Genomic DNA, 21,277 nt, shown 5'->3' with positions numbered 1-21,277 from the left:
CGGTTTTTGGATCAGATCTCGTAGTCCATGCACTGGCGGGCTTCACGCACGGCGCCGATGAATGGCTTCAGGGCCACGTGCTGCGGATGGTCCGCATAGGCCGCGAGCGCGGCGGCGTCGGTGAATTCCGAATTCAGGATCAGGTCGTAGGTGGCTTCCAGGCCGGGCTGGGCGATGGCCACTTCGAAGCGGTGCGTGCCTGGCGACAGCTTGGCGCAGGCGTCGAGCAGTGCCTTGGCCTTGCGCAGGTTGGTCGCCTTGTCGGCGCCCTCGGCGTGCTCCTTGAACTTCCACATCACGATGTGCTTGAGCATGGCGGTGTCCCTGGAATTACTTGTTTTCGAGCCGCGAGCGCACGTAGATGAGCACGAAGCCCACCACCGCCACCAGCCCGCCGGGAATGGCGATCGACCAGCCCAGGGCCGCGTCGGTGCGGCCGGTGGAAATGCCCAGGATGACGAGGAACAGGCCGCCGTAGATCAGGATCCAGATCCACTTTTCCAGGCGGGCATGCGGCTTGGGCGGCTTCGGGGCGTTTGCGGGGGTGTTGGGGGTGGAATTCGGCGGATTGTTGATGGCCATCAGAAGGCGTCCTCGGGCAAAGCGGTACAGGTCGGGTCGCGGGTTTCGACCACGTTGAGCCATGCACCGATTTTCGGCAGCTCGTAGTGGAAGAAATAGTCCGTGGCGCCGATCTTGCCAGCTGTTACCGCCCTGGCCTTTTCACCGTCGTTCTCCAGGGCCCTGCCGGCCACGTCCAGCCAGATCCAGGCCAGAACCGTGTGCCCGAAGGCCTGCATGTAGGGCACCGCGTTGGCCAGTGCGTCCGCCGGGTCGCCGGTGGACCAGGCGGCCTCGGTCGCGCTGCCGATGCGCTGCAGCGCGGCGCCCAGCGCCTTGGCATGGGCCGCCAGCGCCGGCACCTTGGCGGCGCGGCCGATGGTGGCGGTCATGCGGCCGGCCAGCAGCTGCAGGCCGCGGCCCTTTTCCATCAGCACCTTGCGGCCCAGCAGGTCGGCCGCCTGGATGCCGTGCGTGCCCTCGTGGATCATGTTCAGGCGGTTGTCGCGCCAGTACTGTTCCACCGGGAAATCGCGCGTGTAACCGTAGCCGCCGTGCACCTGGATGGCCAGCGAATTGGCCTCCAGGCACCACTCGCTGGGCCAGCTCTTGGCGATGGGCGTGAGCACTTCCAGCAGCAGGCGCGCATCGTCGGCGGCCTGGGCGTCGCCGGTCTTCTGCTCGTCCACCAGCCGGGCACAGTAAAGCTCCAGCGCCAGCGCGCCTTCGCAATACGCCTTCTGCGCCAGCAGCATGCGACGCACGTCGGCGTGCTCGATGATGCGCACCTGCGGCGCGGCCGAGTCCTTGGCGACGGCGGCGCCGGCAGCCTCGGGCTTCTTGACCAGGCGGCCCTGCGGCCGGGTCTTCGCGTATTCGAGCGAGGCGTGGTAGCCGGCCATGCCGAGCATGGTGGCGGCAGTACCGACCCCGATGCGGGCCTCGTTCATCATGTGGAACATGCAGTGCAGGCCCTTGCCGGGCGCGCCGACCAGGTAGCCCACCGCGCCGGCCTTGCCGTCGACCGGGTACTTGCCCTCGCCGAAGTTCAGCAGCGTGTTGGTGGTGCCGCGCCAGCCCAGCTTGTGGTTCAGGCCCGCGAGCGCCACGTCGTTGCGCTGGCCCGTCAGCTCGCCCTTGGTGTTCACCATGCGCTTGGGCACGATGAACAACGAAATGCCGCGCGTGCCCGGCACCAGCTTGCCGTTCTCGTCGGGAATCTTGGCCAGCACGATGTGCACGATGTTCTCTGTCAGCTCGTGGTCGCCGGCCGAGATCCACATCTTGTTGCCCGTGAGGCGGTAGCGCGGGCCCAGCGGGTCGTTCTGGAAGTCGTCGCCGTCGGGCACGGCGCGCGTGGCCACGTCGCTCAGCGACGAGCCGGCCTGCGGCTCCGACAGGCACATGGTGCCGGCCCAGCGGCCGGAAAACTCGTTCTTGGCGAACACCTCTTTCTGCATCTCGGTGCCGTGCACCATCAGCAGGTTGGCGTTGCCGCTGGTGAGCATGTTCGAGCCGATGCTCACCGAGGCCATCGCGAAGAAGCTGTTGGCGGCGGCCTGCATCGTGTAGGGCAACTGCATGCCGCCGATGTCGTAGTCCTGCGCGGCGCTCATCATTCCCGACTCGACGAAGGCCTTGTGCGCGTCGTGCGTGGCCTGCGGCAGGATGACTTTCTCGCCGTCGAAATGCGGCTCCTGCGTATCGACCGTGCGGTTGAACGGCGCGTACTTCTCGCGCGCGATGCGCTCGCAGGTGTCGAGCACCGCGTCGAAGGTCTCGCGCGAATGGTCGGCAAAGCGTTCGCGCTGGTTGAGCGACTCGGCGTCGAGCCAGTCGTTGAGCAAGAAGTCGAGGGTGGAACGCAGGCTCATGGTCGGATGTTGATGTTGAGACTGCCGACTTCCACCGGCAGCGCTCGTCGGCCGGCGAAGCCCGGCCCATTCGTGGAACACCGCGGAACCGGCTTTGCCGGGCCGCTGGTGTTGCCCCCGGTAGGGGGTTGGCGAAGGCGACACGAAGTGCGCCGCAGCCTGGGGGAGAGTCAAAGAACTTCGAACACGCCCGCGGCGCCCATGCCGCCGCCGATGCACATCGTGACCACAACCTTCTTGGCGCCGCGGCGCTTGCCTTCGATGAGCGCGTGGCCGGTCAGGCGCTGGCCGCTCACGCCGTAGGGGTGGCCCACGGCGATGGCGCCGCCGTCCACGTTCAGGCGGTCGGCCGGAATGCCGAGCTTGTCGCGGCAGTAGATGACCTGCACGGCGAAGGCTTCGTTCAGCTCCCACAGGTCGATGTCGTTGACAGTGAGGCCCAGGCGCTTGAGCACCTTCGGAATCGCGAAGACGGGGCCGATGCCCATTTCGTCGGGCTCGCAACCGGCAACCGCAAAGCCGAGGAAACGGCCCAGGGGCTTCAGGCCCTTCTGCTCGGCGTACTTCTCGTCGACCACCACGCAGGCGCCGCCGCCGTCGGAGAACTGGCTGGCGTTGCCGGCCGAGATCAGGCCGCCGGGCATGGCCGAGCGGATGCCGCTGATGCCTTCCTTGGTGGTGCCGGGGCGGATGCCTTCGTCGTTCTCGACGGTGACTTCCTTGGTGCGCAGGCCCATCACGGGGTCTGCCACGCCGGCCAGCACGGTGATGGGGGCGATCTCGTCCTTGAAGCGGCCGGCTTCCAGCGCGGCAGTGGCCTTCTGCTGGCTGGCGGCGCCGTATTCGTCCATGGCGTCGCGGCCGATGTTGTAGCGCTTGGCGACCTGCTCGGCCGTCTGCAGCATGTTCCAGTAGATCTCGGGCTTGTGCTTCACGAGCCACGGGTCGGCCAGCATGTGCTTGTTGGCTTCGTTCTGCACGCACGAGATGCTCTCGACGCCGCCGGCCACATACACCTCGCCTTCGCCCGCGATGATGCGCTGGGCGGCGGTGGCGATGGTCTGCAGGCCCGACGAGCAGAAGCGGTTGATGGTCATGCCCGACGTGGTGATCGGCAGGCCGGCGCGCAGCGCGATCTGGCGCGCGATGTTGGAGCCGGTCGCGCCTTCGGGCGTGGCGCAACCCATGATGACGTCGTCCACCGAGGCGGGATCGATGCCGGCGCGCTGCACCGCATGCTGAACCGCATGGCCGCCCAGAGTGGCGCCGTGCGTCATGTTGAAGGCACCCTTCCAGCTCTTCGCGAGCGGCGTGCGGGCGGTGGAAACAATGACGGCGCTGGTCATGGTGAGGTCCTTTGAAGCAGATGGAAGGGAAAAGAGGTTGTCGTCATTGCGCCGGAGCAACGTTGGTGTTGCTCAGGAGCTGGTGATAGAAGCCGATCATCTCGCCGTAGTTCGAGATGGCCAGGCGTTCGTTGTTGCCGTGGATGCGCGCCAGGTCTTCGCCTTTCAGCCGGAACGGCGAGAAGCGGAAGACGGCGTCGCTCACGAGGCTGAAGTGGCGCGAATCGGTAGCGGCGGTCATGAGGCCGGGGGCCACCACCGCGTCGGGAAAGCTCTGGCGCACGGCCTGCTGGATCGCGCGGTAGCCGGTGCTGTCGGTCGGCGACACGGGCGAAGGCTCCGCGTTGCCCGGGTACTGCTTGATATTGATGTCGTCGTTGGCCAGCTGCTTGCGCAGGTGCGCCTCGACGCTGGCGAGCGTGTCGCCCGGCAGGATGCGGAAGTTGACGGCAGCCTCGGCGCGGCCGGGCAGCACGTTGTCTTTGTTGCCGGCGCGAACGATGGTCAGCGCGGTGGTCGTGCGCAGCATGGCGTTGCTGCTGGGGCTCTTCTCGAGCAGGCCACGCACCACGGGCTCGGTGAGCCACAGGTTCGAGAGCATCACGCGGTTCACGCCGCTCATCTCGGGTGCGAGGGTGCTGAACATCTGGCCGGCAATGCCCTTGATGCCGCCGGGCATCGGGTTGGCTTCGAGCCGCGCGAGTGCCGCGCTCATGCTGCCGATGGCGCTGTGCTGCGGCGGCATCGACGAATGGCCGGGAGCGGTGTCGAGCGACAGGAAGAAGGTGCCGTAGCCCTTCTCGGCCAGGCCGATGAGCGCAGCGGGCTTGCTCAGGCCCGGCAGCACGCCGTCGAGCACCAGCAGGCCCTCGTCGAGCACCCAGTCCAGCCGCACGTTGCGCGACTTGAGGAGTTCGGCTATGGGCAGCGCGCCGCGCAGGCCGCTCACCTCTTCGTCGTCGCCCATCACGAGGTAGACGGTCTGTTTCGGCTTGAAGCCGGCGCCGATGAGCAGCTCGATGGCTTCCATCTGCGCGAAAAGATTGCTCTTGTTGTCGAGCGTGCCGCGACCCCAGACGAAGCCGTCCTTGATCTCGCCGGCGAATGGGTCGACCGTCCAGGCCTTCTCGGTGCCCGGGGCGATGGGCACCATGTCCTGGTGCGCCATCAGCGCGATGGGCTTGGCTTGCGGATCGGTGCCGGCCCATGTGTAGAGCAGCGCCTTGTTGCCCACCACCTCTTTCTTGAGCGTGGCGTGAACCTTGGGGAACTGCTGCTCCAGGTAGGCATGCAGCTTGTCGAACTCGGCCGCGTTGGCGGCCGGATCGTCCATGCCCGACACCGTGCGGAAGGTGATCGCCGTGGACAGCCGCTTGGCGGCCGCCTGCAGGTCGATGTCCAGCTTGGGCGCGGGCGCCGCCGCCAGCTGCTGAGACGGCGTGGTCCAGGTCTTGACCGCCACGGCGGCCACCAGCAAGACGATTGCCAGCAGCAGCCCGAGGAAGATACGTTTCAACATTGGCGGTCGGTCCCTTTGCCTTCGCGGATCAGCTGAACTGCTTGCCTTCGGCCACCAGCTTCTGGATCAGTGGCGCGGGCTGCCAGAACTCGGCGTCGTCGCGCGGGTTCTTGGCAAAGCGCTTCATCGTCTCGGCCACGTTGTACAGGCCGACCTGCGATGCGTAATGCATCGGGCCGCCGCGCCAGATCGGGAAGCCGTAGCCGGTCAGGTACACCATGTCGATGTCGCCCGACTTCGAAGCAATGCCGTCTTCCAGGATGTGCGCGCCTTCGTTCACCAGTGCGTACACCAGGCGCTGCACGATTTCCTCATCGGAAATCTTGCGTGGCGTGATGCCCAGTTCCTTGCGGTGGTCCTCGATCATCTTGTTGACGAGTTCCGACGGAATGGCGTCGCGCTTGCCGGCCTGGTAGTCGTACCACCCTGCCCCGGTCTTCTGGCCGAAGCGGCCCAGCTCGCAGAGCTTGTCGGCCGTGCGGCTGTACTTCATGTCGGCGCGCTCGACGGCGCGGCGCTTGCGAATCGCCCAGCCGATGTCGTTGCCGGCCAGATCGCCCATGCGGAACGGACCCATGGCAAAGCCGAACTTCTCGATGGCCTTGTCGACCTGCTGCGGCGTGGCACCTTCGTCCAGCAGGAAGCCTGCCTGGCGCGAGTACTGCTCGATCATGCGGTTGCCGATGAAACCGTCGCACACGCCCGAGACCACGGCCGTCTTCTTGATCTTCTTTCCGATGGCCATGACCGTGGCCAGCACGTCCTTGGCGGTGGCCTTGCCGCGCACCACTTCGAGCAGCTTCATGACGTTGGCGGGGCTGAAGAAGTGCATGCCGACCACGTCCTGCGGACGGTCGGTGAAGGCGGCGATCTTGTCGACGTCGAGCGTCGAGGTGTTAGAGGCCAGGATCGCGCCCTTCTTGGCGACGCGGTCGAGTTCCTTGAAGACCTTCTCCTTCACGCCGAGTTCTTCGAACACGGCTTCGATGATCAGGTCGGCGTCCTTCAGGTCGTCGTAGCTCAGCGTGGTGCTCAGCAGCGCCATGCGCTGCTCGTACTTGTCCTGCTTGAGCTTGCCCTTCTTGACCTGGGCTTCGTAGTTCTTCTTGATGGTGGCAACGCCGCGGTCGAGCGCTTCCTGCTTCATCTCGAGGATCTTGACGGGGATGCCCGCGTTCAGGAAGTTCATCGAAATGCCGCCGCCCATGGTGCCGGCGCCGATGACGCCCACGGCCTTGATCTCGCGCTTGGGCGTGTCTTCGGGCACGTCGGGGATCTTGCTCGCGGCGCGCTCGGCCATGAAGAGGTGGCGCAGGGCCAGCGATTCGGGCGTGAACATCAGCGCGGTGAAGATGCGGCGCTCTTCGGCCATGCCGGCGTCGAACTTCATCTTGGTGGCGGCCTGCACGGCGTCCACGCACTGCAGCGGCGCGGGGTAGTTCTTCGACATGCCGCCGACCATGTTCTTGGCGAACTGGAAGTAGGCGTCGCCCTGGGGATGCTTGCACGGCAGGTTGCGCACCAGCGGCAGCGCCTCACCGGTCTTGCCGGCCACGCTCTTGGCAAAGGCCACGGCCTCGTCGAACACCGACTCGGGCGAAGCGGCCAGCTTGTCGAACAGCTTCTGGCCGGGCAGGCTCGCGAGCAGTTCGCTCTTCACGGCTTCGCCGCTGACGATCATGTTCAGCGCGGTCTCGACACCCACCACGCGCGGCAGGCGCTGCGTGCCGCCGGCACCGGGGATCAGGCCCAGCTTGACTTCAGGCAATGCAACGCTGGTGCCGGGAGCGGCCACGCGGTAGTGGCAACCCAGTGCCAGCTCGAGGCCGCCGCCCATGCACACCGAATGGATGGCCGCGACGATGGGCTTGGCCGAGGCTTCGAGTGCGAGGATCACGCTCAGCAGATTGGGCTCCTGCAGTGCCTTGGGCGTGCCGAATTCCTTGATGTCCGCGCCGCCCGAGAACGCCTTGCCGGCGCCGGTGATGACGATGGCCTTGACGGCGTCGTCGGCATTGGCCTTGGCCAGGCCATCGGTGATGCCGATGCGGGTCGAGAAACCGAGACCGTTGACCGGAGGGTTGGTCATGGTGATCACGGCGACATCGCCGAGCACTTTGTATTCAGCCGTCATGCTGCGTTCCTTGGTGTGTGAAGAAAAAGAAGAAAAAGCACGAGTGTTCTTTTTCGAAGGGATTCTAGGCGTTTCGCGAGGCCAAACAATGGCACGCAGTCGCTGTAGAGACAAGGCCCTCCCTGAGGAGGGCGGAGCTTTCGGGAAACACCGCGGAACCGGCTTCGCCGGGCCGCAGGTGTTGCCCCCTGCAAGGGGGAAGGCGTAGCGACACGAAGTGCGCGAACCCTGGGGGTTTGCCTAGACCTCCAACCACTCCTTGCGAGTGGTGGCGTCGGCGCGCAGGCTGTCCGGGGTGCCGTCGAACACGATGCTGCCGTGGCCCATGACGAGCGCACGATCCGAGATCTGCATGGCGATGGTGAGCTTCTGCTCGATCAGCAGCACCGAGATGCCCTTGTCCTTCAGCGTGCGCAGGTACTGCCCCACCAGTTCGACGATCTTGGGCGCGAGGCCTTCGGTCGGCTCGTCGATGATGATCAGGTCGGGGTCGCCCATCAGCGTGCGGCACAGCGTGAGCATCTGCTGCTCGCCGCCCGAGAGCACGCCGGCCTCTGTGTGCTGGCGCTCCTTCAGGCGCGGGAACATGGCGTACATGTCGTCGAACGACCAGCGGCTGCCCTTGCCGGCGCCCTTCTGCCCCAGCAGCAGGTTCTGGTGCACCGTGAGCTTGGGGAAGATGTCGCGGTTCTCGGGCACGTAGCCGATGCCGAAGTGCGCGATCTCGTAGGCCTTGCGGCGCAGGATGTCCTGCCCCTTCCAGTGCAGGCCGCCCTCGGCATGCACCAGGCCCATGATGGCCTTGGCGGTGGTCGAGCGGCCCGATCCGTTGCGGCCCAGCAGCGCGACGATTTCTCCGGGGTTCACGTCGAACGAAACGCCATGCAGCACATGGCTCTTGCCGTAGTAGGCGTGGATGTCTTTGAGCTTCAGCATGTCAGTGTCCCGCCCCTTGTGCATCCGCGACAGAGGAGCCGAGGTAGGCCTCCTGCACGCGCGCATTCGCGCGCACCGCAGCCGGCGTGTCGAAGGCGATCACTTCGCCGTACACCACCACCGCGATCTTGTCGGCCAGGCCGAAGACCACGCCCATGTCGTGCTCCACCGTCAGCAGCGTCTTGCCCACGGTGACGTGCTTGATGAGCGAGATGAAGTGCGAAGTCTCGGTCTTGCTCATGCCGGCCGTGGGCTCGTCCAGCAGGATCACGCTGGCACCGCCCGCGATGGTCACGCCGATTTCCAGCGCGCGCTGCTCCGCATAGGTGAGGTTCACCGCATGCACGTCGCGCTTCTTCTCCAGGCCGATCTGCTTGATGAGTTCTTCGGTGCGCTCGTTGGCATCGTCCAGGTTCGACAGGAAGCGCAGGAAGGTGTACTTGTAGCCAAGGCTCCAAAGCACGCCGCAGCGCAGGTTCTCGAACACGCTGAGCTTCGGGAAGATGTTGGTGATCTGGAAGCTGCGCGACAGGCCCATGCGGTTGATCTCGTACGGCTTCATGCCGTCGATGCGCTGGCCGTTGAGCAGCACCTCGCCGCTGGTGGGCGTGAGCCGTCCGCTGATCAGGTTGAACAGCGTGGACTTGCCCGCGCCGTTCGGCCCGATGATCGCGATGCGCTCGCCGGCATTCACGGCCAGATCCACCCCGCGGATGATGTCTGTCTTGCCGAAGCTCTTGCGCAGGGCCTTGAGTTCGAGTGAATAGGTCATGCCGTCTCCCGCCGCTTGATCTCGGCTTCGATTTCTTCCTGTGCCTGGCCCCAGGCCTTCGCGAAGCGCCTGCGGAACACCTCGAAGATGCCCAAGCCCACTGCCAGCAGCGCCACCGCGACGATCCAGCTCGTGGCCGACGAGGTGTCCAGCTGCAGGCCCGCGAACGGCACCATCGGCCCGAGCGCCGCGTTCAGCTGCATGTGATAGATCATCTCGACGATGGCCGCCGCGCCCGCGAGCATCACGCCCGCGCCGATGAACAGGCCCACGTACAGCAGGTAGAAGCGCTTGATCTTGCCGAACAGCGCCACGCGCACGTTCATCATGATCAGGCTGGCCACGCCGCCGGGCGCGAACATCACCATCAGCAGGAACACCAGGCCCACGTACAGCAGCCAGGCCTTGCTGAGTTCGGAAAGCAGCACCAGCGCGAACACCAGCAGCGCCGCGCCGATGATCGGCCCGAAGAAGAAGGTCGCACCGCCCAGGAAGGTGAACAGCAGGTAGCTGCCGGAGCGCAGCCCGTTGAGGCTGTCGGCCGCGTTCACGATCTCGAAGTTGATGGCCGCCAGGCCACCGCCGATACCCGCGAAGAAGCCCGCGATGATGAAGGCGAAGTAGCGCACGCGCTGCGTGTTGTAGCCGATGAACTCCACGCGCTCCGGGTTGTCGCGCACCGCGTTCAGCATGCGTCCGAGCGGCGTGCCGGTGAAGGCGAACATCAGCCCGGTGCAGATGAAGCAGTACACGGCGATCAGGTAATACACCTGGTTCTGCGGCCCGAAGTTGATGCCGAAGAACGAGGCGCCGTATACGCGGTTGGTGGTGATGCCGCCTTCGCCGCCAAAGAAGCTGGGGAACATCAGCGCCATTGCGGCCACCAGCTCGCCGAGGCCGAGCGTGATCATCGCGAAGGTAGTGCCCGACTTCTTGGTCGACACATAGCCGAACACCACCGCGAAGAACATGCCGCCGAGGCCCCCCACGAGCGGAATCAGCACCAGCGGGATCGGCAGCTTGCCGGCGCTGGCCAGGTTCATGGCATGGATGGCGATGAACGAGCCCAGGCCCACGTACACCGCATGCCCGAAGCTGAGCATGCCGCCCTGCCCCAGCAGGATGTTGTAGCTCAGGCAGATGATGATCAGGTAGCCGATCTGCGACAGCATGGTGAGCGCCAGGCTGCTTGTGAAGATCATCGGCGCCACGATCAGCAGCAGCGCGAAGAAAGACCAGATCAGGATGCGGCCGATGTTCAGCGGCTTGAACCGGTAGTAGCGCACCGGCGTGGAGGTCGAAGCGGTTGTCGTTGCAGTATTCATGGCGTCAGTCCTCCCGGGTTCCGAGAAGACCCTTGGGCCTGAAGATGAGGATCAGCACCAGGAACAGGTACGGAAGAATGGGTGCCACCTGCGAGATGGTGAGCTTGAGCAGCTCGTAGCCGAAGGTCTGGTCGGTCACGGCCACGCCGAGCGCCTGCAGGCCGGTCGCGAGCGACTGGTCCATGGCCACGGCAAAGGTCTGCACGATGCCGATGATGAGCGACGCCAGGAATGCGCCCGCCAATGAGCCCATGCCGCCGACCACCACCACCACGAAGATGATGGAGCCGACCGAACCCGCCATGGCCGGCTCGGTGACGTAGGTGTTGCCGCCGACCACGCCAGCCAGCCCCGCCAGCGCGGCGCCGCCGCCGAACACCAGCATGAACACGCGCGGCACGTTGTGGCCCAGCGCCTCGACCATGTCGGGGTGCTTCAGCGCCGCCTGGATGACCAGGCCGATGCGGGTGCGCGTGAGCAGCAGCCACACAGACACCAGCATCAGCACCGCCACCAGCATGATGAACGAGCGCGACTTGGGGAACTGCGTGCCGTAGAGCGTGAAGAGCGGCCCCTGCAGCGCCGTCGGCAGGCCATAGGGCACCGTCGAACGGCCCCACACCAGCTGCACGATTTCGAGAATGAGGTACGAAAGACCGAAGGTCACCAGCAGCTCGGGCACGTGGCCGAACTTGTGGACGCGGCGCAGGCAGTAGCGCTCGAAGGCTGCGCCCAGCGCGAACACCAGCAGCGGCGCGATGATGAGCGCCGGCCAGAAGCCGACGATGCCCGACAGCGTGTAGGCAAAGTAGGCGCCCAGCATGTAGAAGCTGGCGTGCGCGAAATTGAGCACACCCATCATGCTGAAGATCAGCGTGAGGCCAGAGCTCAGCATGAACAACAGCAAGCCGTAGCTCACGCCGTTGAGCAGCGAGATGACGAAGAATTCGACGTTCATCGGTCTTTCGTGTCAGTTAAAAAGAAAAAGGCCCGAGTGTTGAAGTCGGGCCTCGACCAACAAGCAGGCTGCCGGGCTCAGTCCCTCGCCGTGCGTCGCACGGCCGAGGCTGAAGAAGCAACAAGTGCCTCTTCGCGGAACACCGCGGAACCGGCTTTGCCGGGCCGCTGGTGTTGCCCCCGGAAGGGGGGTGGCGAAGCGACACGAAGTGCGCGCAGCCTGGGGGCGAACCTCATCCCGGACGCTTCATCTGGCAGGAGGTGGGCGTGCTGGCCACGTAGGCGTCGTAGTACTTCACCGGTGCCAGCGTGTAGCCGGTGTTCTCCGGGCTGTACGGGTACTTGGCGCTGGCCTTTTCCCAGCGGGCGATGTACAGGCCCTGCTGCAGCTGGTGGTCGGTCTTGCGCAGTTCGACGTCGCCGTTGAAGCTCTTGAACTTCATGCCTTCCATGGCGGCGGCCACCTTGACGGGGTCGGTCGACTTGGTCTTCACGAAGGCTTCGGTCAGTGCCTGGAACACGGTGTAGACGTCGGTGGTGTAGAGGTCGTCGTTGAACTTCTTCTTGAAGTCTTCCGCGTACTTCTGCATGTCGCCGCCCATGTTGTAGTGGGCATAGCCGACCTGGAACACCTTGCCGTCGGACGCCGCGCCCATGGCGGTCGGCGTGCCGGTGGTCACGGCGTAGTAGGTGTAGAACTTGACGTTCAGGCCCGAGTCGTTGGCGGACTTGATGAGCAGCGCGAGGTCGGAGCCCCAGTTGCCGGTGATGACGGTGTCGGCACCCGATGCCTTGATCTTCGCGATGTACGGCGCGAAGTCGCGCACCTGCGCGAGCGGGTGCAGGTCGTCGCCGACGATCTGGATGTCGGGACGCTTGTGCTTCAGGTCTTCCTTGGCGAACTTGGAGACCTGCTGGCCGTGCGCATAGTTCTGGCCGATGATGTAGACCTTCTTGATGTCCGGCTGATCCTTCATGTAGGTGGTCAGCGCTTCCATCTTCATCGACGTGTCGGCGTCGAAGCGGTACTGCCAGTAGCTGCACTTGCTGTTGGTCAGGTCGGGGTCGACGGCCGCATAGTTCAGGTACAGCGCTTCCTTGCCGGGGTTGCGCGCATTGTTCTTCTCGAGCGCATCGATGATGGCCAGCGCCGGGCCGGAGCCGTTGCCCTGCACGATGTAGCGCGCGCCCTGGTCGAGGGCCGAGCGCAGCGCGCTGGTGGTCTCCTGCGGGCTGAGCTTGTTGTCGATGCCGATGATCTCGAACTTCACGCCGGCGGCGTTCTTCTTGTTGAACTCTTCGGCGAAGAACTGGAAGGTCTTGAGCTGATTCGTCCCGACCGCGGCCATGAGGCCCGACAGCGGGTCGAGCCATGCGATCTTGACGGTTTCACCCTTCTGGGCGAGGGCACCGGTGGCGGTGGCCGCAATGACGGCTGCGGCAGCGATTTTCAGAGCGAACTTCAATCTATATCTCCTGGTCAAACCGAATCAGAACCGAATCAAAACGCTGTACGAGCGTACAAGCGATTGCAGCCCCTCCCCTCAGGGAATGCCCGTAAGAGGGAGGCCGCAGAGGGCCGTTTCTATCGCGCATGCGACAGCGCGGCGCCCGAATTGCTACCCGTGGGTAGACCGCTGCTACCAGCGGGTAGAAATGTTGGAGCGGACGTTCACGAAAACGCCTCAGGGGCGCTTCATCTGGCAGGTGGTGGGCGTGCTTGCCACGTACGACTCGTAGTACTTCACGGGCACGTTCGTGTAGCCGGTGTTCTCCGCGTCATAGGGGTACTTGGCGCTGGCCTTTTCCCAGCGCGATATGTACAGGCCCTGCTGCAGCTGGTGGTCTGACTTGCGCATCTCGACTTCGCCGTTGAAGCTCTTGATCTTCATGCCTTCCAGCGCTGCCGCCACCTTGACCGGGTCGGTCGACTTGGTCTTGGCGAAGGCTGCGTCGAGCAGCGCGAACACGTGGTAGATCGAGGCCTGCGTCAGGTCGTCGTTCATGCGCTTCTTGTAGCCGTTGAGCAGCTGCTGGATCTCTCCGCCCATGTTGTAGTGGGCGTAGGCCACGGTGTAGACCTTGCCGTCCGACGTGGCCCCCATGGCCGTGGGGGTACCGGCGCCCGGCGCGTAGTACGTCAGGAACTTGACGTTCAGGCCGGAATCGTTGGCCGCCTTGATGAGCAGCGAGAGGTCGGAGCCCCAATTGCCGGTGATGACGGTGTCGGCGCCCGAGGCCTTGATCTTGGCAATGTAGGGCGAGAAGTCGCGCACCTGCGCCAGCGGGTGCAGGTCTTCGCCCACGATCTGGATGTCGGGTCGCTTGACCTTCAGGTCTTCCTTGGCGAACTTGGCCACCTGCACGCCGTGGGCGTAGTTCTGGCCCAGCAGGTAGACCTTCTTGATGTCGGGCTGGTCCTTCATCCAGGCGGTCAGCGCCTCCATCTTCATGGAGGTGTCGGCGTCGACCCGGAAGTGCCAGTAGCTGCACTTGCTGTTGGTCAGGTCGGGGTCGACCGCCGCGTAGTTCATGTACAGCAACTCCTTGCCGGGGTTGCGCGAGTTGTTCTTCTCGATGGCATCGATGATGGCCAGCGCCGGGCCGGAGCCGTTGCCCTGCATGATGTAGCGGGCGCCCTGGTCCTGCGCGGAACGCAGCGCGGCGGTGGTCTCCTGCGGGCTGAGCTTGTTGTCGAGCGCGATGATCTCGAACTTCACGCCCGACTGGTTCTTCTTGTTGAACTCCTCGGCAAGGAATTGCGTAGTCTTGAGCTGGTTGGTGCCGACCGCGGCCATGAGGCCGGACAAGGGGTCGAGCCAGGCGATCTTGACGGTCTCGCCCTTTTGCGCGAATGCGGCGGTAAAGCTCACCAACATAGCGCAGGCAGCTACTGACTTGATAGCAAATTGCATGAGGAGTCTCCAGTTTTGATAGGCGGAATCGCAGCGTACAAGCGCCCTTTTTTTCACCGCACAGGGATTGCCCGCAAGGAAGGCCGCCGGGGCGGCTTTCCTATCGCGTGCGCGACAGTGCGGCAGGGCTTTGCCTGTGGTTTCAGAGTGTGGGCAGCTTGTAGTCCTTGAGCAGCTCGCGCAGCTTGGTCTTCAGAATCTTGCCGGTGGCGCCCAGCGGAATGGCCTCGACGAACACCACGTCGTCGGGGATCTGCCACTTGGCGGTCTTGCCCTCGTAGAACTTCAGCAGCTCCTCGCGCGTGACTTCGGCGCCCGGCTTCTTCGCGACGGCAATGACCGGCCGCTCGTCCCACTTGGGGTGGAACACGCCGATGCACGCGGCCATGGCCACGGCCGGATGCGCCACGGCGATGTTCTCGATGTCGATGGAGCTGATCCACTCGCCGCCGGACTTGATCACGTCCTTGCTGCGGTCGGTGATCTGCAGGTAGCCCTCGGCGTCGATGGTGGCGACGTCGCCGGTGGGAAACCAGCCGCGGTTGCGCGCATCGGGAATGAGCGGGTCGCCGCCCTCGCCCTTGAAGTATTCCTTGACGATCCACGGCCCCTTGACCAGCAGGTCGCCGTAGGCCTTGCCGTCCCAGGGCAGCTCGTTGCCGTCGCCGTCGACGATCTTCATGTCGACGCCGAAGATCGCGCGGCCCTGCTTCATGCGGATCTTGAGCTGCGCGTCGGGCGGCAGCGTCAGGTGCTTGTTCTTCAGCGTGCACAGCGTGCCCAGCGGGCTCATCTCGGTCATGCCCCAGGCGTGCAGCACCTCGACGTCGTACTTCTCCTGGAACGCCGTGATCATGGCCGGCGGGCAGGCCGAGCCGCCGATGACGGTGCGGTCCAGCTTGCTGAACTTCAGGCCGTTGGTCTGCATGTGGCCCAGCAGCATCTGCCACACGGTGGGCACGCCCGCCGCGAAGGTCACGCCTTCGGCTTCGATCAGGTCGTACACCGATTTGCCGTCGAGCGCCGGGCCGGGGAACACCAGCTTGCAGCCCACCAGCGCGGCCGAGTACGGAATGCCCCAGGCATTGACGTGGAACATCGGCACCACGGGCAGCACCGAGTCGCGCGCCGACAGGCGCATGACGTCGGGCAGCGCCGCGGCATACGCATGCAGCAGCGTGGAACGGTGGCTGTAGAGCGCGGCCTTCGGGTTGCCCGTGGTGCCGCTCGTGTAGCACATGCTCGATGCGGAGTTCTCGTCGAAGCTGGGCCATTCGTAGTCGGTGGGCTGCGTGCCCATCCAGCTCTCGTAGCTCACCAGGTTGGGCACGCCGCTGTCGGCCGGCAGCTTGTCGGCATCACACAGTGCAACCCATTTCCGGATCGTGGGACATTTGGCATGCACCGCCTGCACCAGCGGCAGGAAGCTCAGGTCGAAGCACAGGATCTGGTCTTCGGCGTGGTTGGCGATCCAGGCGATCTGGTCGGGGTGCAGGCGCGGGTTGATGGTGTGCAGCACGCGGCCGCTGCCGCTCACGCCGTAGTAAAGCTCCAGGTGGCGGTAGCCGTTCCAGGCCAGGGTCGCGACGCGGTCGCTGAACAGCAGTTGCTCGCCGTCCAGCGCATTGGCCACCTGCCTGGCGCGCGATGCGATGTCGCTCCAGGTGCAGCGGTGGATGTCGCCCTCGACACGGCGCGAGACGACCTCGCCGTCGCCATGGTGGCGCTCGGCGAACTCGATCAGCGACGAGATCAAAAGCGGTTGGTCTTGCATCAAACCCAGCATCTACGGACTCCTATGTGAAATGACTTCATGAAAACTTGCGGACAACGGATTCACGCAAGCTTCGGCCACTTCCACAATGACACAAACCCGCACTGCAAGATTGAACGGAGCGGCTCATTGCGCCGGCGTGATCCTGGTGTCCGTGGGCGTGGCGTCGAGCAGCAATTGCGAAGGCCACGGCGCCCAGGTCGCACCAAGTTCGGGCGTGTTCGGATCGCCCTTGCGCATGAAGGCGCCGATGCTGGCCATGACGGCATTCGACAGCGCGAGTCGCCCCTTCTCGTTGGCCTTGCCGCCGATGGAGCTCGACAGCACCGATGGGCCGAAGTTGCCGAACACGAATGGCAGGTCGAAGGCGTGCGAGGCGCCGTACACGTCATTCCACGGAGAAGCCTCCTGCGACCAGTCGAGGCGGTAGTGCCAGATGTTCGACTGGCGCGTCTTCATCGTGTCCAGGAGGTTGTCGCGGTTTGCCTCGAAGAGCCCCTTCGTGATGAGGGCGGTGGCCGCGTTGTAGCCGGTGCCGGGGTTGTCTACCGGAAGGTAGAACGGATCGATGATGTCGTTCACCGTGAGCGTGGGCGCGGCATCGGGGTCGAAGTTGAACATCAGCGAAAAGCGCTGGGCGTCGTTGACGATCCAGCCCGAGGTCGGGAAGCCGATGGTCCTCAGCAGCGACGCGAAGAGCTTGCCCTCGTCGCGCGTGTTGCCCGCGAGCATGGGCACCTTCACATACCGGTCGGCCGCGATGGCGCCGATGGGGTCGGTCGGGATCACGGTGCCGTCGGGAATCGGCGCGACCGAGCCCAGGCCCGCGGCGGCCACCTTGCCCAGCAGCGCACCGCCGTCCTGCGCCCGCAGGTACTCGGCGATCTGGGCCGGCGTGCGGGTGGCGATGTAGGCCTTGGCTGCGGTTTCGTCGGCAGCGGTGCCGTCGGCAACGAGCAGCTTCTCCAGTATGGCCGCGCCCTGCGCGAGCGAAGCCGAGGCCGGCGACAGCGAAGGCAGCGTGCCGGGCGGCAGGTTGGTCGCGAGCGAAATGCCGCCGCTCATCTCGAAGGCCTTGTGGAACAGGCCCTTGGCCATCGGCGAAGTCATGACCGACAGCAGGTTGGTGGCGCCTGCCGACTCGCCCGACAGCGTGACGTTGCCCGGATCGCCTCCGAAGTTGGCGACGTTGTTCGCAATGAAGCGCAGCGCCGCCATGTTGTCGAGCAGCGCGAAGTTGCCCGAGTCGTCTCCCTCCGTGCCGCCGGGCTTCAGCTGCGGCATGTTCAGGAAGCCCAGGATGCCGAGGCGGTAGCTGGCGGTGATGACCACCGCGTTGGCGGTCTTTGCCAGCTTGGCGCCGTCGTACAGCGGATCGGCCGTGTAGCCGGAGATATTGCTGCCGCCATGTATGAACAGCAGCACCGGCAGGTTCTTCTCGGTCGTCGCCGGGCGCCAGATGTTGACGAAGAGGCAGTCTTCGCTGCCGACCGGCTTTCCGAGGTTGGTGCCGATAGTGGCGTCGTATGTGTTGTTGAGGCCGGGGCTGAAGATGCGGCCGATCTGCAGGCAGGCATTGCCGAATTTGGCGGCCGGGCGGATGCCGCTCCAGGCTTCGGGTGCAACCGGCGCACGCCAGCGCAGCGCGCCCACCGGTGCCTTGGCGAACGGGACCCCCTTCCAGTAATAGGTGCCCGAGCGGGCGCTGTCGTCCACGCCTTCGATCTTGCCGGCCGTGGTCTGGCGCACCATCGGCCCGTCGGCGGGAGGCTGGGCCGCGGGCGCCGGCGCCGGTGGAGGCGCACTCGGCAAGAAGGCGAAGCCGGACGAACCGGACGATCCGCCGCCGCAGGCCGAGAGAGCCACAAGGGCCGCCGCGCCGACCACTGCCGCAGTGGCCCTGGCTATCGCCGTTTTTGCTGCCGCGCCCTGGTCTTGTGCCGTTGTCTCTGTTTTCATTTTTTGTCTCCACACCGGGTTAATCGGAATTCCTTGCCTGGCGCACGGCACCCATACTCCGGACCGCCGAGCACGCAAAAAATTCTAGAAACCGGCGTCGTTTTCATCGCTATCGCAAGGAAGCCAAAAGAATGACTTCAGGAGCCTCCCTGTCGCACCGCCAGCGCGGGCCGCAGCGCCGGTCCGGCGGCATGCCGCAGCCGGAGCTGCGCACCAGCTCGGCCGCGTGGCTCGAAGGCGTGCTGTCGATGTTCGAGGCCGAGGGGCTGGACGTGCCTTCGCTGCTGCGGGAGGCCGGCTTCGACCCGGACTCCCTGCACCGGCAGAACACGCGCATTCCGGTAGACGAGATCACGGTGCTGTGGCAGCTCGCCGTGGCGCGCGCCGCCCGGCCCACGCTGGGCCTGCATCGCGACCTGGCCGCCACGCACAGCAAGCTGGGCACGGTAGGCCATGCCATGTCTTGCAGCCCCACGCTGGGGGCTGCGCTTGCGCGGCTGGCGCGCTACATGGCGGTGATCTCCGATGCGACAGCTTTCTCGCTGCACCCCGAACCGCGCGGCTGCTGGCTGGCGATGGAGCACACCGGCGGCAGCCTGCCGATTCCGCGCCAGCGCGTCGAATACGCCCTGCTGACCGTGCTGATGCAATGCCAATGGCTCGCGCGGCGCGACCTGCAGCCGCTGGCCATGGAGTTCGTCTACCCCGCGCCGGCCGACGACCGGCCGCACCGCGAGGCCTTCGGTTGCGAGGTTCGCTTCAATGCGCCTGCCAATCGGCTGCTGCTGTCGGGTGCCGACCTGGCCCTGCAGCTGCCCACCCATCACGAGACACTGGGCGAGTTGCAGGAGCACCTCCTCGACGATCAGCTCGACCTGCTGGGCCAGACCACCACCAGCAGCCTCGTGTGCGCCGAGATCGCGCGCCGGCTGCAGCACGGCGAGCCGCGCCGGCAGGACGTGGCATCCGGCCTGGGGCTGGCAGAGCGCACCCTGCAGCGCAGGCTCCAGGAGGAGTCGGTGTCGTTCCAGGGATTGCTGGACCGCACACGCCGCGAGCTTGCGCAGCAGTACCTGGCGGAAGACCGCCACACGCTGACCGACGTGGCGGACATGCTGGGCTTCGTCGACACGAGCAACTTCTTTCGCGCCTGCAAGCGCTGGTTCGGCGTGCCGCCGGCGCAGTACCGGGCGCGCATCTGGGACAGCCCCGCGCCGCTGGCTGCCTGAGCACCCTGGGTCTCGTACAAGGGGGCCGCGATGGCCCGCTCGGCAAGGGGTTACGCGCCGTGCCGGACAATCCGCGCATGAGCTTGCTTGCTGAAGACACCCCGGTCGCCGACCTGGGCCTGCGCTGGAAATCCGGCTTCTCCAACCTGGGCCCCGCGTTTTTCACCGAATTGCGGCCGACGCCCCTGCCCGATCCTTACTGGGTGGGCCGCAGCGAAGCCGTTGCGCGCGAACTCGGATTGCCGCCCGGCTGGCATGAATCGAGCGATACGCTGGCCGCGCTGACCGGCAGCATGCCCATTGCGGGCACCCGGCCATTTGCCACCGTGTACAGCGGCCACCAGTTCGGCGTGTGGGCCGGCCAGCTGGGAGACGGGCGCGCCATCATGATCGGCGAGACCGACGGCGGGCTCGAGGTGCAGCTGAAGGGCGCGGGGCGCACGCCCTACTCCCGCGGCGGCGACGGCCGCGCGGTGCTGCGCTCCAGCATCCGCGAATTCCTCTGCAGCGAGGCGATGCACGGGCTGGGCATTCCGACCACGCGCGCCCTCTGCGTAACCGGCTCCGACGCCCGCGTGCGCCGCGAGGAACTCGAAAGCGCAGCGGTCGTGGCGCGCGTGGCGCCCAGCTTCGTGCGCTTCGGCCACTTCGAGCACTTTGCCGCCAACCAGCGCGAAGACGAACTGCGCGCGCTGGCCGACTACGTCATCGACCGCTACTACCCGGACTGCCGCAATACCGAGCGCTTCAACGGCAATGCGTACGCCGCATTCCTCGAAGCCGTGAGCGAGCGCACCGCCGCCCTGCTCGCGCAATGGCAGGCCGTGGGCTTCTGCCACGGGGTGATGAACACCGACAACATGAGCATCCTGGGGCTCACCATCGACTACGGGCCGTTCCAGTTCCTCGACGGCTTCGATCCGCGCCATATCTGCAATCACAGCGACACCAGCGGCCGCTACGCCTTCAACCAGCAGCCCAATGTCGCGTACTGGAACCTGTTCTGCCTCGCGCAGGCACTGCTTCCGCTCATCGGCGACCAGGAAATCGCCGTGGCCGCGCTGGAGTCTTACAAGAGCGTGTTCCCCAGCGAGTTCGAGGGCCGCATGCGCGCCAAGCTGGGCCTGGCGGACGCGGCCGAGGGCGACCGCCCGCTCGTCGAAGGCGTGCTCAAGCTGCTGGCCGCGGGCAAGGTCGACTACACGATCTTCTGGCGACGGCTGTCGAACTACATGGCCGACGGCAGGCTCGAGCCGGTGCGCGACCTGTTCCTGGACCGCGAGGGCTTCGACGCCTGGCTGCTATTGTTTTCGGAGCGCCACGCGGCGTCGGACCGGGCGCGAGCGGCGGGCCTGATGCTTCGGTCCAACCCCAAGTTCGTGCTGCGGAACCACCTGGGACAGCAAGCCATCGAAGCAAGTCAGCAAAAAGACAACTCCGGTGTGGCAACCTTGCTGGCTGTGCTCGAGACCCCATTTGAAGAACATCCCGGCGCCGACGCTTATGCCGGCTTCGCGCCCGACTGGGCCTCCACGATTGAAATCAGCTGCTCATCATGACCACTCCCGTACAGAAAACCGACGCCGAATGGAAAGCCCTGCTCGCTGAAAAAGGCGCCGAACCCGCCGCCTTCGAAGTGACGCGCCACGCCGCCACCGAACGCCCGTTCACCGGCAAATACGAAGCCCACTGGGACGACGGCACCTACCACTGCGTGTGCTGCGGCGCCAAGCTGTTCGAGTCGTCGACCAAGTTCGACGCCGGCTGCGGCTGGCCCAGCTTCTCGGAAGAAGCGGTGCCCGGCGCCATCAGGAACATCATCGACCGCTCGCACGGCATGGTCCGCACCGAGAACGTCTGCGCCAATTGCGGCGCCCACCTGGGCCATGTGTTCCCCGACGGCCCCACCGAGACCGGCCTGCGCTACTGCATGAACTCGGCTTCGCTCGACTTCCAGAAAAAGGCCGACTGAGCCG

17 protein-coding genes are annotated in these 21,277 nt (G+C 65.6%); 3 read left to right on the top strand and 14 right to left on the bottom strand.

Annotated features, from left to right (window positions below; translation table 11 throughout):
* Positions 1-11 precede the first annotated feature (11 nt).
* The 14 genes from ACWV14_RS15990 to ACWV14_RS15925 all read right to left on the bottom strand — a co-directional run bounded on the left by ACWV14_RS15990 (position 12) and on the right by ACWV14_RS15925 (position 18,072).
* The gene (locus ACWV14_RS15990; protein ID WP_454909443.1) at positions 12-314 is read right to left on the bottom strand and encodes a Dabb family protein; all 303 of its coding nucleotides are present in this window, start codon (positions 312-314) and stop codon (positions 12-14) included.
* A gap of 16 nt (positions 315-330) precedes the next feature.
* The gene (locus ACWV14_RS15985; RefSeq protein WP_454909442.1) at positions 331-582 is read right to left on the bottom strand and encodes a hypothetical protein; all 252 of its coding nucleotides are present in this window, start codon (positions 580-582) and stop codon (positions 331-333) included.
* Positions 582-2,435, bottom strand: a complete 1,854-nt coding sequence (locus ACWV14_RS15980; RefSeq protein WP_454909441.1) for an acyl-CoA dehydrogenase — start codon at positions 2,433-2,435, stop codon at positions 582-584. The genes ACWV14_RS15985 and ACWV14_RS15980 overlap by 1 nt, the downstream gene beginning before the upstream one ends.
* Positions 2,436-2,605: 170 nt before the next feature.
* Positions 2,606-3,781 carry an acetyl-CoA C-acyltransferase gene (locus tag ACWV14_RS15975; RefSeq protein ID WP_422086611.1) on the bottom strand — a complete coding sequence of 392 codons (1,176 nt, stop codon included), beginning with the start codon at positions 3,779-3,781 and terminating at the stop codon, positions 2,606-2,608.
* Positions 3,782-3,824: 43 nt separating this feature from the next.
* On the bottom strand, positions 3,825-5,300 hold the full coding sequence (locus ACWV14_RS15970) for a M20 family peptidase (protein WP_454909440.1): 1,476 nt from the start codon (positions 5,298-5,300) through the stop codon (positions 3,825-3,827).
* A 28-nt stretch (positions 5,301-5,328) separates the two neighbouring features.
* Positions 5,329-7,434 (bottom strand): 3-hydroxyacyl-CoA dehydrogenase NAD-binding domain-containing protein, encoded by a 2,106-nt coding sequence (locus ACWV14_RS15965; protein WP_454909439.1) that lies wholly within the window; start codon positions 7,432-7,434, stop codon positions 5,329-5,331.
* A 240-nt stretch (positions 7,435-7,674) separates the two neighbouring features.
* Positions 7,675-8,370: an ABC transporter ATP-binding protein gene (locus ACWV14_RS15960; RefSeq protein WP_454909438.1), complete on the bottom strand. Its 696-nt coding sequence runs from the start codon at positions 8,368-8,370 to the stop codon at positions 7,675-7,677.
* Position 8,371: 1 nt separating this feature from the next.
* On the bottom strand, positions 8,372-9,142 hold the full coding sequence (locus ACWV14_RS15955; RefSeq protein WP_454909437.1) for an ABC transporter ATP-binding protein: 771 nt from the start codon (positions 9,140-9,142) through the stop codon (positions 8,372-8,374).
* Positions 9,139-10,467, bottom strand: coding sequence for a branched-chain amino acid ABC transporter permease (locus tag ACWV14_RS15950; RefSeq protein ID WP_454909436.1), 1,329 nt, complete (start codon positions 10,465-10,467; stop codon positions 9,139-9,141). Before ACWV14_RS15950 ends, ACWV14_RS15955 begins: the two co-directional genes overlap by 4 nt.
* Before the next feature lie 4 nt (positions 10,468-10,471).
* Positions 10,472-11,425, bottom strand: coding sequence for a branched-chain amino acid ABC transporter permease (locus tag ACWV14_RS15945; protein WP_454909435.1), 954 nt, complete (start codon positions 11,423-11,425; stop codon positions 10,472-10,474).
* A 232-nt stretch (positions 11,426-11,657) separates the two neighbouring features.
* Positions 11,658-12,890: a branched-chain amino acid ABC transporter substrate-binding protein gene (locus ACWV14_RS15940; protein WP_454909434.1), complete on the bottom strand. Its 1,233-nt coding sequence runs from the start codon at positions 12,888-12,890 to the stop codon at positions 11,658-11,660.
* Positions 12,891-13,109: 219 nt separating this feature from the next.
* On the bottom strand, positions 13,110-14,339 hold the full coding sequence (locus ACWV14_RS15935) for a branched-chain amino acid ABC transporter substrate-binding protein (RefSeq protein WP_422086603.1): 1,230 nt from the start codon (positions 14,337-14,339) through the stop codon (positions 13,110-13,112).
* 142 nt (positions 14,340-14,481) lie between these two features.
* Positions 14,482-16,125 (bottom strand): 3-(methylthio)propionyl-CoA ligase, encoded by a 1,644-nt coding sequence (locus ACWV14_RS15930; protein WP_422086602.1) that lies wholly within the window; start codon positions 16,123-16,125, stop codon positions 14,482-14,484.
* A 114-nt stretch (positions 16,126-16,239) separates the two neighbouring features.
* Positions 16,240-18,072, bottom strand: coding sequence for a carboxylesterase/lipase family protein (locus ACWV14_RS15925; RefSeq protein WP_454909433.1), 1,833 nt, complete (start codon positions 18,070-18,072; stop codon positions 16,240-16,242).
* Between the two features lie 149 nt (positions 18,073-18,221).
* Between ACWV14_RS15925 and ACWV14_RS15920 the strand changes: the two genes are divergently transcribed.
* From ACWV14_RS15920 to msrB, 3 genes are all read left to right on the top strand, one after another.
* The gene (locus ACWV14_RS15920) at positions 18,222-19,301 is read left to right on the top strand and encodes an AraC family transcriptional regulator (RefSeq protein ID WP_454909635.1); all 1,080 of its coding nucleotides are present in this window, start codon (positions 18,222-18,224) and stop codon (positions 19,299-19,301) included.
* 77 nt (positions 19,302-19,378) lie between these two features.
* Positions 19,379-20,860 (top strand): protein adenylyltransferase SelO, encoded by a 1,482-nt coding sequence (locus tag ACWV14_RS15915; RefSeq protein ID WP_454909432.1) that lies wholly within the window; start codon positions 19,379-19,381, stop codon positions 20,858-20,860.
* A complete protein-coding gene (gene msrB, locus ACWV14_RS15910) occupies positions 20,857-21,273 on the top strand; it encodes a peptide-methionine (R)-S-oxide reductase MsrB (RefSeq protein ID WP_081269438.1) in 417 nt (138 codons plus the stop codon). The genes ACWV14_RS15915 and msrB overlap by 4 nt, the downstream gene beginning before the upstream one ends.
* Positions 21,274-21,277: the final 4 nt, after the last annotated feature.

The organism is Variovorax durovernensis, assembly GCF_977011995.1.
Note: the sequence above shows the minus strand (reverse complement) of the source record. Positions and strands in the feature narration are given on the sequence as shown.

Excerpts from the sequence above, each read along its gene's own strand:
- ACWV14_RS15985 (WP_454909442.1), bottom strand. The coding sequence starts at position 582 with ATGGCCATCAACAATCCGCCGAATTCCACCCCCAACACCCCCGCAAAC.
- ACWV14_RS15955 (WP_454909437.1), bottom strand. The coding sequence starts at position 9,142 with ATGACCTATTCACTCGAACTCAAGGCCCTGCGCAAGAGCTTCGGCAAG.
- ACWV14_RS15930 (WP_422086602.1), bottom strand. The coding sequence starts at position 16,125 with ATGCTGGGTTTGATGCAAGACCAACCGCTTTTGATCTCGTCGCTGATC.
- ACWV14_RS15965 (WP_454909439.1), bottom strand. The coding sequence starts at position 7,434 with ATGACGGCTGAATACAAAGTGCTCGGCGATGTCGCCGTGATCACCATG.
- ACWV14_RS15915 (WP_454909432.1), top strand. The coding sequence starts at position 19,379 with ATGAGCTTGCTTGCTGAAGACACCCCGGTCGCCGACCTGGGCCTGCGC.
- ACWV14_RS15990 (WP_454909443.1), bottom strand. The coding sequence starts at position 314 with ATGCTCAAGCACATCGTGATGTGGAAGTTCAAGGAGCACGCCGAGGGC.
- ACWV14_RS15935 (WP_422086603.1), bottom strand. The coding sequence starts at position 14,339 with ATGCAATTTGCTATCAAGTCAGTAGCTGCCTGCGCTATGTTGGTGAGC.
- ACWV14_RS15945 (WP_454909435.1), bottom strand. The coding sequence starts at position 11,425 with ATGAACGTCGAATTCTTCGTCATCTCGCTGCTCAACGGCGTGAGCTAC.
- ACWV14_RS15975 (WP_422086611.1), bottom strand. The coding sequence starts at position 3,781 with ATGACCAGCGCCGTCATTGTTTCCACCGCCCGCACGCCGCTCGCGAAG.
- ACWV14_RS15970 (WP_454909440.1), bottom strand. The coding sequence starts at position 5,300 with ATGTTGAAACGTATCTTCCTCGGGCTGCTGCTGGCAATCGTCTTGCTG.
- ACWV14_RS15950 (WP_454909436.1), bottom strand. The coding sequence starts at position 10,467 with ATGAATACTGCAACGACAACCGCTTCGACCTCCACGCCGGTGCGCTAC.
- msrB (WP_081269438.1), top strand. The coding sequence starts at position 20,857 with ATGACCACTCCCGTACAGAAAACCGACGCCGAATGGAAAGCCCTGCTC.
- ACWV14_RS15925 (WP_454909433.1), bottom strand. The coding sequence starts at position 18,072 with ATGAAAACAGAGACAACGGCACAAGACCAGGGCGCGGCAGCAAAAACG.
- ACWV14_RS15960 (WP_454909438.1), bottom strand. The coding sequence starts at position 8,370 with ATGCTGAAGCTCAAAGACATCCACGCCTACTACGGCAAGAGCCATGTG.
- ACWV14_RS15980 (WP_454909441.1), bottom strand. The coding sequence starts at position 2,435 with ATGAGCCTGCGTTCCACCCTCGACTTCTTGCTCAACGACTGGCTCGAC.